The organism is Vibrio sp. 1F255 (genome assembly GCF_041439145.1).
GTDB classification, from domain to species: Bacteria; Pseudomonadota; Gammaproteobacteria; order Enterobacterales; family Vibrionaceae; genus Vibrio; species Vibrio crassostreae_C.
The window spans coordinates 69,888-84,878 of the sequence record NZ_JBGONQ010000008.1 but is presented as its reverse complement, the minus strand read 5'-3'; the positions used below and the strand labels follow the sequence as shown (position 1 = coordinate 84,878).

Annotated in this window: 15 protein-coding genes; 10 read left to right on the top strand and 5 right to left on the bottom strand. The window is 46.1% G+C overall.

The features are described from left to right. Nucleotide 1: 1 nt before the first annotated feature. Nucleotides 2–1,183: an O-succinylhomoserine (thiol)-lyase gene (locus tag ACED41_RS07135; RefSeq protein ID WP_017063681.1), complete on the bottom strand. Its 1,182-nt coding sequence runs from the start codon at nucleotides 1,181–1,183 to the stop codon at nucleotides 2–4. Between the two features lie 208 nt (nucleotides 1,184–1,391). Between ACED41_RS07135 and metJ the strand changes: the two genes are divergently transcribed. Beyond that, nucleotides 1,392–1,712, top strand: coding sequence for a met regulon transcriptional regulator MetJ (metJ, locus tag ACED41_RS07130; protein WP_004415993.1), 321 nt, complete (start codon nucleotides 1,392–1,394; stop codon nucleotides 1,710–1,712). A 166-nt stretch (nucleotides 1,713–1,878) separates the two neighbouring features. On the opposite strand, the gene ACED41_RS07125 is transcribed toward metJ, so the two are convergent. Both ACED41_RS07125 and rpmE read right to left on the bottom strand, forming a co-directional pair. Next, entirely contained in the window at nucleotides 1,879–3,168 is a 1,290-nt protein-coding gene (locus ACED41_RS07125) for a malic enzyme-like NAD(P)-binding protein (protein WP_017061144.1), read from the bottom strand. A 334-nt stretch (nucleotides 3,169–3,502) separates the two neighbouring features. Continuing rightward, complete coding sequence (gene rpmE / locus ACED41_RS07120) at nucleotides 3,503–3,721, bottom strand: 50S ribosomal protein L31 (RefSeq protein WP_004737142.1); 219 nt, start codon at nucleotides 3,719–3,721, stop codon at nucleotides 3,503–3,505. Between the two features lie 333 nt (nucleotides 3,722–4,054). On the opposite strand from rpmE, the gene priA reads away from it, so the two are divergent. From priA to ACED41_RS07105, 3 genes are all read left to right on the top strand, one after another. Continuing rightward, a complete protein-coding gene (gene priA, locus ACED41_RS07115) occupies nucleotides 4,055–6,256 on the top strand; it encodes a primosomal protein N' (protein WP_102429021.1) in 2,202 nt (733 codons plus the stop codon). A gap of 240 nt (nucleotides 6,257–6,496) precedes the next feature. Next, nucleotides 6,497–7,501, top strand: a complete 1,005-nt coding sequence (gene cytR, locus ACED41_RS07110; RefSeq protein ID WP_017061147.1) for a DNA-binding transcriptional regulator CytR — start codon at nucleotides 6,497–6,499, stop codon at nucleotides 7,499–7,501. A gap of 122 nt (nucleotides 7,502–7,623) precedes the next feature. Beyond that, entirely contained in the window at nucleotides 7,624–8,163 is a 540-nt protein-coding gene (locus tag ACED41_RS07105) for an SPOR domain-containing protein (protein ID WP_017061148.1), read from the top strand. Nucleotides 8,164–8,271: 108 nt separating this feature from the next. Here the strand turns inward: ACED41_RS07105 and ACED41_RS07100 are convergent, their stop codons facing one another. Continuing rightward, nucleotides 8,272–8,532, bottom strand: a complete 261-nt coding sequence (locus ACED41_RS07100) for a hypothetical protein (RefSeq protein WP_017061149.1) — start codon at nucleotides 8,530–8,532, stop codon at nucleotides 8,272–8,274. 298 nt (nucleotides 8,533–8,830) lie between these two features. Here ACED41_RS07100 and hslV point away from each other — a divergent pair, with 298 nt between their 5' ends. The 4 genes from hslV (at nucleotide 8,831) to rraA (ending at nucleotide 12,443) form a co-directional block, all read left to right on the top strand. Further along, nucleotides 8,831–9,379: an ATP-dependent protease subunit HslV gene (hslV, locus tag ACED41_RS07095; RefSeq protein ID WP_004729692.1), complete on the top strand. Its 549-nt coding sequence runs from the start codon at nucleotides 8,831–8,833 to the stop codon at nucleotides 9,377–9,379. Between the two features lie 58 nt (nucleotides 9,380–9,437). Continuing rightward, nucleotides 9,438–10,778: an HslU--HslV peptidase ATPase subunit gene (gene hslU, locus ACED41_RS07090; RefSeq protein WP_371724712.1), complete on the top strand. Its 1,341-nt coding sequence runs from the start codon at nucleotides 9,438–9,440 to the stop codon at nucleotides 10,776–10,778. Between the two features lie 155 nt (nucleotides 10,779–10,933). Continuing rightward, nucleotides 10,934–11,851, top strand: coding sequence for a 1,4-dihydroxy-2-naphthoate polyprenyltransferase (locus tag ACED41_RS07085; protein WP_017061151.1), 918 nt, complete (start codon nucleotides 10,934–10,936; stop codon nucleotides 11,849–11,851). A 73-nt stretch (nucleotides 11,852–11,924) separates the two neighbouring features. Continuing rightward, nucleotides 11,925–12,443, top strand: coding sequence for a ribonuclease E activity regulator RraA (gene rraA / locus ACED41_RS07080; protein WP_017061152.1), 519 nt, complete (start codon nucleotides 11,925–11,927; stop codon nucleotides 12,441–12,443). 98 nt (nucleotides 12,444–12,541) lie between these two features. Here the strand turns inward: rraA and zapB are convergent, their stop codons facing one another. Then, nucleotides 12,542–12,784, bottom strand: coding sequence for a cell division protein ZapB (gene zapB / locus ACED41_RS07075; protein ID WP_008219652.1), 243 nt, complete (start codon nucleotides 12,782–12,784; stop codon nucleotides 12,542–12,544). 324 nt (nucleotides 12,785–13,108) lie between these two features. Between zapB and glpX the strand changes: the two genes are divergently transcribed. Beyond that, nucleotides 13,109–14,116, top strand: a complete 1,008-nt coding sequence (glpX, locus tag ACED41_RS07070; RefSeq protein WP_017061153.1) for a class II fructose-bisphosphatase — start codon at nucleotides 13,109–13,111, stop codon at nucleotides 14,114–14,116. A gap of 198 nt (nucleotides 14,117–14,314) precedes the next feature. After that, the gene (locus ACED41_RS07065) at nucleotides 14,315–14,935 is read left to right on the top strand and encodes a metalloregulator ArsR/SmtB family transcription factor (RefSeq protein ID WP_017063674.1); all 621 of its coding nucleotides are present in this window, start codon (nucleotides 14,315–14,317) and stop codon (nucleotides 14,933–14,935) included. The last annotated feature ends 56 nt before the right edge of the window (nucleotides 14,936–14,991 follow it).

The window sequence follows — 14,991 nt, the reverse complement described above, 5'->3', positions numbered from 1 at the left end:
ATTAACCCTCCCCTTCAGCGATAAAGCGCTGTGTTCTTTCAAACGCTTGCTTGAGGTCATCGATTAGGTCTTCTGCATCTTCAAGGCCAACAGATAGACGCAGTAGTTGCTGAGAAACACCCGCTTCTGCTAAGGCTTCTTCACCCATCGCGCGGTGAGTCATCGACGCAGGGTGACAAATCAGGCTTTCAACACCGCCCAATGATTCTGCCAAAGAAAACAGCTCTAACTTATCAACAAAGTATTTAAGCGCCTCGAATGAGCCCGCAAACTCAAAACTGAGCATGGAACCAAAGCCCGATTGCTGTTTCTTCGCGATATCATGACCCGGATGTTCAGGAAGGCTTGGGTGGTAAATAGTGCCAACAAGATCTTGTTGCTGCAGAGACGCTAGAATTTCACGTGAGCTTTCTTCGTGAACTCGCATACGCGCACCTAGCGTACGAATACCACGTAAAGTCATGTAGCTATCAAATGGTGTGCCGGTCGCACCAATACAGTTGCCCCACCATGCTAACTCTTCAGCGTGTTCTTCTGTCTTAGTGACCACAACGCCACCAATAACATCTGAGTGTCCATTGATGTACTTAGTGGTTGAGTGGATAACAAAATCAGCACCCAGCTCTAAAGGCTTTTGGAACACAGGTGTCAAAAACGTGTTGTCGACAGCAACCAGAGCACCAACCTCTTTCGCTTTACGGCAAGTTTCTGCAATATCAACCACGCGAACCAGTGGATTCGATGGGGTTTCAATTAAGATCAACTTTGGCTTAAGCGCGAGCGCCGCATCCAGCGCTGCTTGATCCGATTGATCAACGAACAGAACTTTGAAGTCACCTTTTAGCGAGCGAGTGTTAAACAGACGGTAAGTACCGCCGTAGCAATCGTGCGGTGCAATAATAAGATCATCGCCGCCTAAGAAAGCCGAAACCCATAAGTTAAGCGCCGAAGTACCACAGTTAGTCACAACCGCGCCTTTGCCTGATTCAAGCTCAAACAGTGCCGTCTCTAATAAACCGCGGTTTGGGTTACCAGAACGGGTGTAATCGTACTTTGGCACTTCACCAAAAGCGGGAAACCCATAGTTAGTCGAAAGATAAATGGGTGGGACAACGGCATGGTGTTGCGTGTCTGACTCGATACCAGTACGTACTGCGATTGTTGCTGGCTTCCGGCTGCTCATAGGTGCTTCCTTACAAGTTTTGCGTCTGAGAATCACAGCGGCTTGTCGGCATTTTGCGGCTGTGTTAGATATATGTTATTCACTTTACTTTCATAAACGTGAGACGTCAACACTTCTAGACGTCTATATGTCTTTGCTTATGGCAGTAAATCCCGCTAAAATCACCACTATTAATTTATTCTAACAACTAAAGTGATGAAGGTACGCAATGGCCGACTGGAATGGTGAATACATAAGCCCATATGCTGAGCATGGAAAGAAAAGCGAACAAGTAAAGAAAATTACAGTTTCTATCCCTCTAAAAGTGTTAAAGGTTCTTACTGACGAGCGTACTCGCCGCCAGATTAATAACCTACGCCATGCAACAAACAGTGAGCTACTGTGCGAAGCCTTTCTACATGCGTACACAGGCCAACCACTACCAACGGATGAAGACCTTCGTAAAGACCGCCCAGACGATATTCCTGCTGAAGTGAAAAAGCTGATGACAGAGATGGGTATCGAGTTCGAAGCGTTTGACGAAGAATAAAAACAACTCAGTCACTGCCTTCATTATTGATTCGCTCTAGCTGAACCTTATTTATCACATCGCGCATAGCTTTTTATGATTGCGCTGTGAATGATAGACATAAAAAAACCGACTCCAGATGAGTCGGTTTTTTATTATTCTTTTTGGCTCAATAGAGCAACAGCTATTAAGCCATATAGTTAGCAGGCATCTCGATACGAGCTACGCCAGATTCAACAGCCGCTTCCGCAACTGCTCGTGCTACGCGAGGAAGTAGACGTGGGTCCATTGGCTTAGGAATGATGTAACCCTTACCGAACTCCAGTGCAGTCTCGCCCGCAGCTGCTAGTACTTCAGCTGGAACTTCTTCTTTCGCCAGTTCACGAATCGCTTTAACCGCCGCTAGCTTCATTTCGTCATTAATTTCGCTCGCACGCACGTCTAGTGCACCACGGAAAATGAATGGGAAACAAAGTACGTTGTTTACTTGGTTAGGGTAATCACTGCGGCCTGTACCCATGATTAGGTCAGAACGAACTTCGTGTGCAAGCTCAGGCTTGATCTCTGGATCTGGGTTTGAACATGCAAACACAACAGGCTTATCAGCCATCAGCGTTAGTGCTTCAGCAGGCAGTAGATTCGGCCCCGATACACCCAAGAACAGGTCAGCGCCTTCGATAACATCTTCAAGCGTACGCTTATCAGTGTTATTTGCGAACAGCTCTTTGTATTCGTTTAGGTCATCACGACGAGTATGGATCACACCTTTACGGTCAAGCATGTAGATTTTTTCACGCTGAGCGCCACACTTAATCAGTAGTTCCATACAAGCAACCGCCGCTGCGCCAGCACCTAAACAAACGATCTTACACTCTTCAAGTTTCTTACCTTGAAGCTCGATCGCATTCAGCATACCCGCTGCCGTTACAATCGCAGTACCGTGTTGGTCATCGTGGAATACCGGAACATCACAACGTTCAATCAGGCGGCGTTCAATCTCAAAACAGTCTGGTGCTTTGATGTCTTCCAGGTTAATACCGCCGAATGTATCTGCGATATTCGCAACTGTATCAACGAACTCATCGATTGTGCGGTGTTTTACTTCAATATCGATAGAATCTAAACCAGCAAAACGCTTAAACAGGAGCGCTTTGCCTTCCATAACAGGTTTAGAAGCAATAGGGCCAAGGTTACCTAGGCCAAGAATCGCTGTACCGTTAGAGATAACTGCAACCATGTTGCCTTTACCTGTGTACTTATAAACGTTATCAACGTTCTGTGCGATCTCGCGAACAGGCTCAGCCACGCCTGGGCTGTATGCAAGTGCTAGGTCTTCTGCAGAGTTTGCAGGCTTCGTCAGTTCTACGGCAATTTTGCCTGGAATTGGGAACTCATGGTAATCAAGAGCTTGCTGACGGAATTGTTCTTGAGGTGATAATTCTTGAGAGGATTGAGCTTGGCTGCTGTCTTCAGACATAGGTGTAGGTTCCTAGGATATTATTATTTGGGGGATCTTGTTCATGTTAATGGATGTACTTCAAAGTTCCTAGGTGGTTGAAGCCTCTGTCTCATTAAAAAACGAGATTTCACTACTAATAAGACCAGTGAGCAGTTGAAATTACTATCGCTTGTTGAAGTTTCGTGCTGAATTTTGGTGAAGAGAGATACGCAAGGAATTGCCCTGAAATAGAATAGAGAGGCAACTTATCGTTGGGTGAGAGTGATGCTTGAATAGAAGTCAGTGCTTTCTCAAATTACAGGCAACAAAAAAGGACACCGAAGTGTCCTTTTTCATGTCTAAATAGCGAGAATTACTTCTTGCTAGAAAGAGCACCGAAACGCTTGTTGAAGCGATCAACACGGCCGCCAGTATCTACGATACGTTGCTTACCAGTGTAGAACGGGTGACATTTGTCACATACGTCTAGGTGGATTGATTCTTTTGCTAGCGTTGAGTTGAACTCAAATGTGTTGCCGCAAGAACAAGTTGCAGTAACTGCTTTGTATTCTGGGTGGATTCCAGCTTTCATGGGATAACCTCAAGTAGGCCGTGTCGCTATACGATTCTAAGCCGCACACCACACGTAGTTTAAAAAAAGAAATAAAGACACCGCATCGACACAAAAGAGTGATGAAGCCATACCTTTAAGGCGCAGTATAGTAATGAATCTATAAAGCAGGATCAACTGATTTGATACATTTTTCGCCAATATCGGCGTTATTTCCTTCGCTGGCTGTGATTCTTGGCTTGGCCCCAACCTCACCCGCTTCTCTGCCACATCACATTCAAACTGCTTCTCGAATTTAACCGCCTTATCCTTTAGACTGTTCGCTCTCGTCAATTCAGATAAAGCCGTCCCTTTATGCGTCCAATGATTGCCCGTGTGGCGCTGCCTGTTCCACTCGACAAGCAGTTCGATTACAAGATTCCAAACCACCTATTCCCGATTATTGGTGGTCGCGTCTCTGTGCCTTTTGGACGACAAACCTTAACTGGGATTGTCACGGCTCTGGTTAACGAATCTGAATTCGAGCTAGACAAGCTCAAACCGATTAAAGCCTTGTTAGATAATCAGCCTGTTTGGCCGGAATCTGTCTATTCACTATTAATGTGGTGCAGTCAGTTTTATCAGTACCCTCTTGGCGAAACCTTTGCTAACGCCCTTCCGAGCGCTCTAAGAAAAGGCAAAGCCGCCGACTTCGCGACGCTGGTTGAGTGGCAGTTAACACCATCAGGCAAAGACCAACTGATGCAAGGTTTTGGTCGCGCGGTCAAGCAAGCCAAAGTGATGCACATGCTTGAGCACGGTCCGGTTCCTCATCAAGAGTTCATTGATGAAGAAGTTGGCAGTGCCGTACTCAAAACGCTAGAAGAGAAAGGCTGGATTGAATCAGTAGAGAAAAAGCCAAAACGTCAGCCATGGCCAGTTGAACTTGAGAATGACCAAGACAAACCTAAGCTCAATGCCGAACAAGCCATCGCGATTGCGACCGTAAATAGCCAAACCGACTTTGGTTGTTTCCTGTTAGAGGGCGTTACTGGCTCAGGTAAGACCGAGGTTTACCTGAATATGATTAAGCCGATTCTCGATCAAGGTAAACAAGCGTTAGTGCTCGTGCCCGAGATTGGTCTCACTCCTCAAACGATTAACCGCTTTAAGCGACGCTTTAATGTGCCTGTTGAGGTTATCCACTCAGGTTTAAACGATTCAGAACGCCTGAATGCGTGGTTATCGGCGCGCGATAAAATAGCAGGCATCGTGATTGGTACCCGTTCAGCTCTGTTCACGCCATTTGCTGACCTAGGTATTATCATTGTCGATGAAGAACACGACGCGTCTTATAAACAGCAAGATAGCCTGCGCTACCACGCTCGTGATGTGGCGATCATGCGTGCGCACAAAGCGCAGATCCCGGTTGTGTTAGGCTCTGCAACTCCAGCATTTGAAACACTGCACAACGCTCAAATAGGTAAATACAGTTATCTCACCCTGACTTCACGTGCAGGTGTCGCACTGCCGACCACCAATAAGGTGTTGGATGTTAAAGGTGAATATCTAGAAAGTGGTTTGTCTGCGTCGTTAATTGCAGAGATGCAAAGACACCTCAAAGCTGGCAACCAAGTGATGCTGTTCCTCAATCGTCGAGGGTTTTCTCCGGCATTAATGTGTCACGATTGTGGTTGGACAGCCGAGTGTAAACGTTGCGATGCTTACTACACCTATCACCAATACAGCAATGAGATGCGCTGCCACCACTGTGGTTCTCAGCAGCATATCGTGCACAATTGCCAAGGCTGTGGGTCTGCAAACTTAGTGACAGTGGGTGTCGGGACCGAGCAGTTAGAAGCTCAACTTGGTCAACTATTCCCTGAATACAAAACCATTCGTATTGACCGCGACAGCACCCGCCGTAAAGGCAGCTTAGAAAGCGCACTCGAGTCGATTCGTAAGGGTGAATTCCAAATTCTTATCGGCACGCAGATGCTTGCTAAGGGTCACCATTTCCCTGACGTGACACTTGTGGCGTTATTGGATGTGGATGGCTCTTTATATAGTAGTGACTTCCGTGCCTCTGAACGTCTTGCGCAGCTATTCATCCAAGTAGCGGGACGCGCAGGACGAGCAAGCAAACCCGGTGAAGTGATCTTACAGACTCACCACCCAGAACATGGGTTGTTGCAAGCCTTGCTACACAAAGACTATAACCACTTTGCTCAGACGGCGCTGGCAGAACGTAAGCAGGCAATGTTACCGCCCTATACCTTTATGACGCTGTTTAGAGCAGAAGCCAATGACACTCGCTTGGTGGAAGAGTTCTTGCGTCAGGTTCGTCACACATTGGAATCGCACCCGCTGTTTGACCAATATTGCATGGTGTTAGGGCCAACCCCGGCTCCGTTAGCAAAACGAGCGGGCAAATCGCGCTGGCAGTTAATCTTACAAACTCAGACGCGCTCGTTAATGCAGAAGCTATTGATGAGTGCCAAGCCGGCCATCAATATGTTACCTGCTGCGAAAAAAGTTCGCTGGTCACTCGATATTGAGCCGCAAGATTTGAGTTAAACCCACTTGGGTTAAAAATAATGATAAGTTTGTTCACAAATATTTCATATTTCTCGTGAGCAACTTCACACTAGTCATGTGATTTTTGTTAATCTAGCCGTAACTTTACACGGATTAAACGAATAAAATATTGCAATAAAAAAAGTGTTAGCAACACTTTCATAATATCTATTCGATTACATTTATTATTCACGCCTTAGATGCTTAGGCGGCAAAGGAACTTAAAAGAGGGTTTAATTTATGGCGACAATGAAGGATGTTGCCCAGCTAGCAGGCGTCTCAACAGCCACGGTATCACGTGCATTGATGAACCCTGAGAAAGTCTCAGTTTCGACTCGCAAACGAGTGGAAACAGCAGTACTTGAAGCTGGATACTCACCCAATACATTAGCTAGAAACTTACGTCGCAACGAATCAAAAACCATCATCACTATTGTTCCTGATATCTGTGACCCTTATTTCGCCGAGATCATTCGTGGTATCGAAGATGCCGCAGTAGAAAATGATTACCTTGTTCTACTGGGTGATAGCGGCCAGCAAAAGAAGCGCGAGTCTTCGTTTGTTAACTTAGTTTTCACCAAACAAGCCGACGGCATGTTGCTGCTGGGTACTGACCATCCGTTTGATGTCAGCAAACCTGAACAAAAGAATTTACCGCCGATGGTAATGGCGTGTGAGTTTGCCCCTGAGCTTGAACTGCCTACGGTACACATCGATAACCTGACCTCTGCCTTTGAAGCGGTGAACTACCTAGCTCAGTTAGGTCATAAGCGTATTGCTCAAATTTCAGGACCAGTATCGGCAACACTGTGTAAGTTCCGCCAACAAGGCTACCAGCAAGCGCTGCGTCGCGCCGGAGTCTCAATGAATCCAGCCTATAGCACGGTCGGTGACTTCACCTTTGAAGCGGGCGCTCAAGCGGTTCGTCAATTACTGGCACTTCCTGAACAACCTACAGCTATCTTCTGTCACAACGATGCGATGGCGATTGGTGCGATTCAAGAAACGAAGAAGCTGGGCTTGCGCGTTCCTCAAGACCTATCGATTGTCGGCTTCGATGACATCCAATTCGCTCAATACTGCGATCCACCGCTAACCACCATTTCTCAGCCTCGTTATGAGATTGGACGCCAAGCGATGTTGATGATGCTTGATCTATTAAAAGGCAACGATGTGCAAGCAGGTTCGCGTCTGCTTGAAGCTAAATTAGTGGTTCGAGGCAGTACAGCGCCACCTCGAATATAACCCTTAGAAATACCCTTATAAATCTGCGGCACATTTTGATGTGCCGCTTCCATTTCTGCACTATTATCCTCGCGCAATCTGGATTACCATGAGGGCAGAATCAGCAACTATTGAATTGTCTTGTGGCTAATAGAGATTATGTAAAGCGCGGTCGTGGCACGAAAAAACCGACCAAAAAACAAGCCCCTCGCCGTAAACCTTGGCGCAGTGGTCTTTTGGCGATCCTCCTTGCCGGTGGTTTTGGTTACGGACTTTACCTATTGAGTAATGATCCTGAGCCGCCTGCACCAACGCCTGTGGCAACCAAACCAAAACCTAAGCCAAAACCAGCGAAAGTGATTCCGCCACCTCCTGAAGAGAAGTGGGACTACGTTGAAACGCTGCCAAGCCGCGAGATTGAAGTAAAAGCCAAAGAGCAACAGATCTCTAAGATCCCTTACATCATGCAGTGTGGCGCTTACAAAACCTCGTCGCAGGCAGAAGCACGTAAGTTGGATATTGCCTTCCAAGGTATCTCAAGTGAGATCCGCAAGAAAGATGGCAGTAGCTGGTACCGTGTGGTTTTAGGGCCATACAAGTTGAAGCGTGACGCAGAACGCGATCGCCATAAGCTGCAACGAGCGAAAATTGAACCTTGCGCTATTTGGAAAGACGGGTCTTAATCAACTCAATATATAATAGGGGGAAGAGGATTCCCCCTATTGCTGTTTGAAAGCGTTCAATAGTTCATCGCACAAGCAATACCAGTATGTTAATCAAAAGAGTGCGTTTTAACGAAACTGAGGTACTTGTTCGTAGTACTCAAGCCCAAAGTCAGTCAGGTAGACCTGCTCCTTATTTATCTCGATGTAACCAAAAAAATCCAAGTGCGCTAAAACGTTAGGAAATGGACGTTTAAGAAAAACGTTGACCGAGTTTTTTAGATGTTCTGTTGAACACTCGCCCGCCTCCTGATACATCAGATGATGCAGTATAGACAGCTCATCCAGATCCATATCTCTATTAAAAAAACTGATATTGTCACTATTCATCACACTACTCCTTATGCAGTGAATACCACTGATTAGTGAACATCATTCCTTATAAATCAAACAAAAAGTGTTAACCATTTCACGTTAGAAATTTGTTTTATCTTTTTTTATATTTATCACAAACTAGTAACCCACCAACCCTTGCCACACATAGGCTCAACAGGTAATGGATGTTTGAAACAACTGGTAACATTTAGTTTTTTTAATATGACATACCATTAAAAGTGGCACTTGAATTCATGATAGTGGAGCCACATATAAGTAGTAACCATAAATAATAATCAAAAGAGGTCGACTCGTGACTACCATTGTATCTGTACGTCGTAATAATAAAGTCGTCATCGCGGGTGATGGACAAGTATCTCTGGGCAATACAGTAATGAAGGGCAACGCCCGTAAAGTACGTCGCCTATACAACAACAAAGTACTGGCCGGTTTTGCTGGCGGTACGGCTGATGCTTTCACGCTATTCGAAAAATTTGAAAGCAAGCTGCAAATGCACCAAGGCCATCTCACCAAAGCGGCAGTTGAGCTAGCGAAGGATTGGCGTAGCGACCGTGCTCTACGTAAGTTAGAAGCACTGTTAGCAGTAGCGGATGAGACCGCTTCACTGATCATCACAGGTAACGGTGACGTAGTTCAACCTGAGAACGACCTGATTGCGATCGGTTCGGGCGGAAACTTCGCTCAAGCAGCCGCTACTGCACTATTAGAAAATACTGATTTAGATGCGCGTGAAATCGCAGAGAAGTCGCTGAACATTGCAGGCGACATCTGTGTCTTCACCAACCATCACCACACTATTGAAGAACTAGAAAGCACCGTTGAGCTGCCAAAGCCAGAGTAACGACCGCTTCCATCAATAACGTTGTATTCAACAGTGATTAAAGAATTAAGGAAAAACCATGTCTGAGATGACTCCTCGCGAAATTGTTCACGAACTCAATCGCCACATTATCGGCCAAGACAACGCTAAGCGCTCAGTGGCTATCGCTCTTCGTAACCGCTGGCGCCGTATGCAGCTTGAAGAAAGCCTACGTGTTGAAGTATCGCCAAAAAACATCCTGATGATTGGCCCAACGGGTGTAGGTAAAACTGAAATCGCTCGCCGCCTAGCGAAATTAGCAAACGCGCCTTTCATCAAGGTAGAAGCGACTAAGTTCACCGAAGTGGGTTACGTTGGTAAAGAAGTTGAAACCATCATCCGTGATCTAACGGACGTTGCGATCAAGATGACGCACCAACAAGCGATGGAAAAAGTACAATACCGCGCTGAAGAACAAGCTGAAGAACGCATTCTTGATGCCCTTCTACCACCAGCGCGTGATGCTTGGGGTCAGAACGAGCAATCAACTGAAGACACAACCTCTTCAAACACTCGTCAGATTTTCCGCAAGAAACTGCGTGAAGGTAAGCTAGATGACAAAGAGATTGAAGTTGATGTAGCCGCACCGCAAATGGGCGTTGAAATCATGTCACCTCCAGGCATGGAAGAGATGACAAACCAGCTGCAAGGCATGTTCCAAAACCTAGCGGGCGACACCAAGAAAAAGCGTAAGATGAAAATCAAAGACGCATTCAAAGCACTGACGGAAGAAGAAGCTGCGAAGCTTGTGAACCAAGAAGAGCTGAAAGAGAGCGCGATCTTCAACGCTGAAAACAACGGCATCGTATTCATCGATGAGATCGACAAAATCTGTAAGCGTGGCGACAGCTCAGGCCCAGACGTATCTCGCGAAGGTGTTCAGCGTGACCTACTGCCTCTTATCGAAGGCAGCACAGTATCAACCAAGCACGGTATGGTTAAAACTGACCACATCTTGTTTATCACATCAGGCGCATTCCAAGTGGCTAAGCCATCTGACCTGATCCCTGAGCTACAAGGTCGTCTACCAATCCGCGTAGAACTTGAAGCACTATCAGCACATGACTTCAAACGCATCCTAACTGAGCCAAAAGCATCTCTAACAGAGCAATACATTGCCCTAATGAAAACAGAAGATGTCAACATTGAGTTCACTGAAGATGGCATCAACCAGATTGCGGACGCAGCATGGCGCGTAAACGAAACCACTGAGAACATCGGTGCGCGTCGTCTACACACAGTGATGGAGCGTCTAATGGATGAGATTTCATTCGAAGCAACAGACAAAGCTGGCAGCAAGCTAGTGATTGATGAAGCTTACGTAACATCGAAACTTGGCGAATTCGTTGAAGACGAAGACCTAAGCCGCTTCATCCTGTAGCACACCAAACTCTAACTTATTGCTCTATCTCAAAGAAATAGCAGCTAATAAGCGAATTCAAGGCCCACCTTCGAGTGGGCTTTTTATTACCCGAAAAATGGGCGTATACTCAAATCACAGTATGAAACGAAGACTTACAAAGAATTAGACCTACGATGAAACAATCTCTACTGATCTGGCTTGATGCCGCACGACCAAAAACTCTGCCTCTCGCACTTGTCTCTATTCTTACAGGAAGTAGTTTAGCGTTCGCCGGTGGTCAGTTTTCTTTATCGATAGCCCTACTGGCATTTTTAACCGCCACCCTATTACAGATTTTATCGAACCTAGCCAATGACTATGGCGACGCCGTAAAAGGCACAGACAACGAAAATCGTCTGGGGCCAACACGTGCCATGCAATCTGGCGCGGTAACAGCGAAAACCATGAAGCAAGCGATCATCCTCAACATCGTGTTTACTATGGTCGCTGGGCTGATTCTTATTTTTCATGCCTTAACCTCGATTGAAAGTATCTTATCTTTCATTGCGTTAGGCATATTAGCCATTGTTGCTGCCATCGCTTATACCGTCGGTAATAAGCCTTATGGCTATATTGGCCTTGGCGACTTATCGGTATTTATCTTCTTCGGTTTATTAGGTGTTTCAGGGACTTACTTCTTGCACACTGGCCATGTTGAACCAAGCCTATTCCTTCCGGCATTGGGCTGTGGCTTGATGGCGGTTGCGGTACTCAATATCAACAACATGCGTGATATCGAAAACGACAGCGAATGTGGTAAGCGCACCATGGCGGTTCGCCTAGGACAACGCAAAGCCAAACACTATCATTTTGCTCTGCTTGGCCTCGCCCTTGCGTCTTTCGCTATCTACCTGCTTATTCAAGAAAAACCGGTCTGGATCAGCCTGCCGTTTTTGCTGAGCATTATTATTGTTTACAAGCATGGCAAAGCCGTTTGGGAAACCGAAAAGCCAGCGCAAATTGCACCAATGATGCCCGTGATTGTGAAATGCTCACTGGTCACTAACCTATTGTTTGCAGGGGTTGTCGTAGCTCAAACTCTATTGAGTTAAATGAGACTAATCATTGCAAAGGGATCAAGCGCCGATATACTCAAAGTAAGCTCATTGTTCAAAAGGTATACTAATGGAATACAACACTTCAGCACTGTGCGACATATATTTGGATCAAGTTGATGTCGTGGAGCCAATGTTCAGCAACTTCGGTGGACGTGCATCCTTCGCAGGACAGATCACGACATTAAAGTGTTTTGAAGACAACGCTTTGATTCGCTCTGTACTAGAGCAAGACGGTCTGGGGCGTGTGTTGTTAATCGATGGGGGCGGCTCACTACGTAAAGCGCTGATCGATGCTGAGATAGCCCTACTTGCCGAAGACAATGAGTGGGAAGGGATTGTGGTTTACGGGTGCGTTCGTGAAGTCGATGAGCTTGAAGACATGAACCTAGGTATCCAAGCCTTGGCTTCTATCCCTGTTGGTGCGAGCCAAGAAGGTGTCGGTGAATTAGACGTTCCAGTGAACTTTGGCAGCGTGACCTTCTTACCTGAAGATTACCTCTACGCAGACAACACTGGCATCATTCTTTCTGCCGAACCTCTAGATGTAGAACTCGATTTGGATGTCGAGGAAGAAGACGTCGAGTAACTCTCACTCAGCTTCAAATAATAAAACAAATCATAAGAACACAAACAAAAACGCCCGCTACTGAGTAGCGGGCGTTTTTTTTAAATCTGAAGAGTCGATTACTCTACTTCATCCATTTTACCAAGAAGGTTACGGATGCGATCTTGCCATGCTGAATGCTCTTCCTGCATTTGCTGAGTTTTTTGCTCTAGCTCGTGACGGCTTGCTTTAAGCTCACCAGCTTCTGTTGCTAGTGCTTGTTTCTCTTCTTTAAGCTCTTCCACTTCCATTTGAAGAAGTGCAATTGTATCTACTGCTGTTTGAATTTTTGCTTCTAGCTGCTCTAGTACTTCAAAAGACATTCTGGCCTACCTTTAAGTTATCCGTTTGATGGTGAAGGTTCACTCCACTTATTTCCCCATTCTACTCAGCAGAGCAAGGATAAACACTCAATATATTCGATATTTTGCGCCATTCGATGAAAAAAACAGCACTTTTTACCGAATATTGACGTGAACGATTACCGCCACAACGGCAAACCGATTATTTTGATGAATAATAACTGTTTTCCACTGCGAATTGATCGAGAGCAATCTCCAAAAAACAAAAAGGCAAACGTTTCCTTTTGGATATGGTAAAATTCGCCGCGAAATTTCTATTCCCCCTTTGAAAATTTTGGAGTCCGCATGAAACGCGATTTAGCAATGTCATTCTCTCGTGTCACAGAAGGTGCAGCACTAGCTGGTTACAAGTGGCTTGGCCGTGGCGATAAAAACGCTGCAGATGGCGCTGCTGTAGAAGTAATGCGTAGCCTATTAAACAAAACCGAAATTAGCGGTGAGATTGTTATCGGCGAAGGTGAAATCGATGATGCACCTATGCTATACATCGGCGAAAACGTAGGTGTGGGCGGCGACGCTGTCGACATCGCAGTTGACCCAATTGAAGGGACACGCATGACAGCAATGGGCCAATCAAATGCATTGGCTGTATTGGCTGCGGGCGAAAAAGGCAGCTTCCTTAAAGCGCCTGATATGTACATGGAAAAGTTGGTTGTTGGCCCTGGCGCTAAAGGCGTGATTGACCTAGAACTGCCACTAACAGAAAACCTAGAAAACATCGCTAAAGCACTAGGTAAAACACTTGATACTCTAGTCGTAACCACGCTTGCTAAGCCTCGTCATGATCAAGTCATCGCCGACATGCAAGCAATGGGCGTTCGTGTATTTGCTGTGCCAGACGGTGATGTTGCGGCTTCTATCTTAACCTGTATGCCAGACAGTGAAGTAGACGTCATGTACTGCATCGGCGGCGCACCTGAAGGTGTGGTCTCGGCGGCGGTAATTCGCGCACTCGACGGCGACATGCACGGTCGTCTTCTACCTCGCCACGAAGTGAAAGGCGACACAGAAGAGAACCGCAAGCACGGTGAACTTGAACTTGAGCGCTGCGCAGAAATGGGCGTAACGGCGGGTATCGTGTTGAAGATGGAAGACATGGCACGCAGCGACAACGTTGTATTCTCAGCAACAGGCATCACTAAGGGTGACTTGCTAGAAGGTATTTCTCGTCAAGGTAATATCGCAACCACAGAAACCCTGCTTATCCGTGGCCGCTGCCGTACAATTCGCCGCATCAAATCTATCCACTACCTAGAGCGTAAAGATCCAGAAGTAGTAGGTCATATCCTGTAAGCCTAAATTCGGTGAAACAGAATATTCCAAGGCTGATACCTAGTATCAGCCTTTTGTTTTATTAGCGCACCAGAATCTGACCATGGCAGCCAATAGAGTAAAACGCTATCTATAGAGTAAATTATCATCAATATAGTAAATGGTTTGCTTTATAAACACCTTGCCTCATAATAGTAAGGTTCATTAGGTAGGGATAGTATGAAAACAAGCGACAGAATCTTACAGACCATTAAGCGTCAAGGCGCGGTAACCGCGAAACAACTGTCAGAAGAATTTGGCATGACGACAATGGGGGCAAGGCAACATCTGCAAAGCCTGGAAGATGACGGTATTCTTGCGTTTCATGATGTGAAAGTGAAAGTGGGTCGCCCGACTCGCCACTGGTCCCTGACTCAACAAGGTCATAACCAATTTTCAGACCGACATGGTGAACTCACCATTCAAGTGATTGATGCTGTCGAGAATCTATTTGGTAAAGAAGGGCTGGCTAAGGTTGCTGCCGAGCGTGAACAACACACTCTTAAGCAGTATCAAACTGCGCTGTCTGGCTGTGATTCACTCATCAGCAAGCTTAAAAAACTCACCCAGCTTCGTGAAGACGAAGGCTACATGGCTGAGCTTCAAGAGCATGATGATCACTACATCTTGATTGAGAACCACTGCCCTATCTGTAAGGCTGCAACTCGCTGCCCTAGCCTGTGCCAATCTGAGCTCAACGTGTTTACTGAGTTACTAAAAGATGAGTGTCACGTGAGCCGTACAGAGCACATCATTGCTGGCGAACGACGCTGTACTTACACCTTAACACCCGCACTTTGATTTTAACGGTAAGCGATTAATACCGTCTCAATATTGAGAAAATACAAATAGATTAA

Coding starts and splice junctions, on each gene's coding strand:
- ACED41_RS07085 (WP_017061151.1), top strand. CDS start 10,934: ATGAAACAATCTCTACTGATCTGGCTTGATGCCGCACGACCAAAAACT.
- glpX (WP_017061153.1), top strand. CDS start 13,109: ATGAAACGCGATTTAGCAATGTCATTCTCTCGTGTCACAGAAGGTGCA.
- cytR (WP_017061147.1), top strand. CDS start 6,497: ATGGCGACAATGAAGGATGTTGCCCAGCTAGCAGGCGTCTCAACAGCC.
- ACED41_RS07065 (WP_017063674.1), top strand. CDS start 14,315: ATGAAAACAAGCGACAGAATCTTACAGACCATTAAGCGTCAAGGCGCG.
- ACED41_RS07135 (WP_017063681.1), bottom strand. CDS start 1,183: ATGAGCAGCCGGAAGCCAGCAACAATCGCAGTACGTACTGGTATCGAG.
- ACED41_RS07125 (WP_017061144.1), bottom strand. CDS start 3,168: ATGTCTGAAGACAGCAGCCAAGCTCAATCCTCTCAAGAATTATCACCT.
- zapB (WP_008219652.1), bottom strand. CDS start 12,784: ATGTCTTTTGAAGTACTAGAGCAGCTAGAAGCAAAAATTCAAACAGCA.
- metJ (WP_004415993.1), top strand. CDS start 1,392: ATGGCCGACTGGAATGGTGAATACATAAGCCCATATGCTGAGCATGGA.
- hslU (WP_371724712.1), top strand. CDS start 9,438: ATGTCTGAGATGACTCCTCGCGAAATTGTTCACGAACTCAATCGCCAC.
- priA (WP_102429021.1), top strand. CDS start 4,055: ATGCGTCCAATGATTGCCCGTGTGGCGCTGCCTGTTCCACTCGACAAG.
- ACED41_RS07100 (WP_017061149.1), bottom strand. CDS start 8,532: ATGAATAGTGACAATATCAGTTTTTTTAATAGAGATATGGATCTGGAT.
- rpmE (WP_004737142.1), bottom strand. CDS start 3,721: ATGAAAGCTGGAATCCACCCAGAATACAAAGCAGTTACTGCAACTTGT.
- rraA (WP_017061152.1), top strand. CDS start 11,925: ATGGAATACAACACTTCAGCACTGTGCGACATATATTTGGATCAAGTT.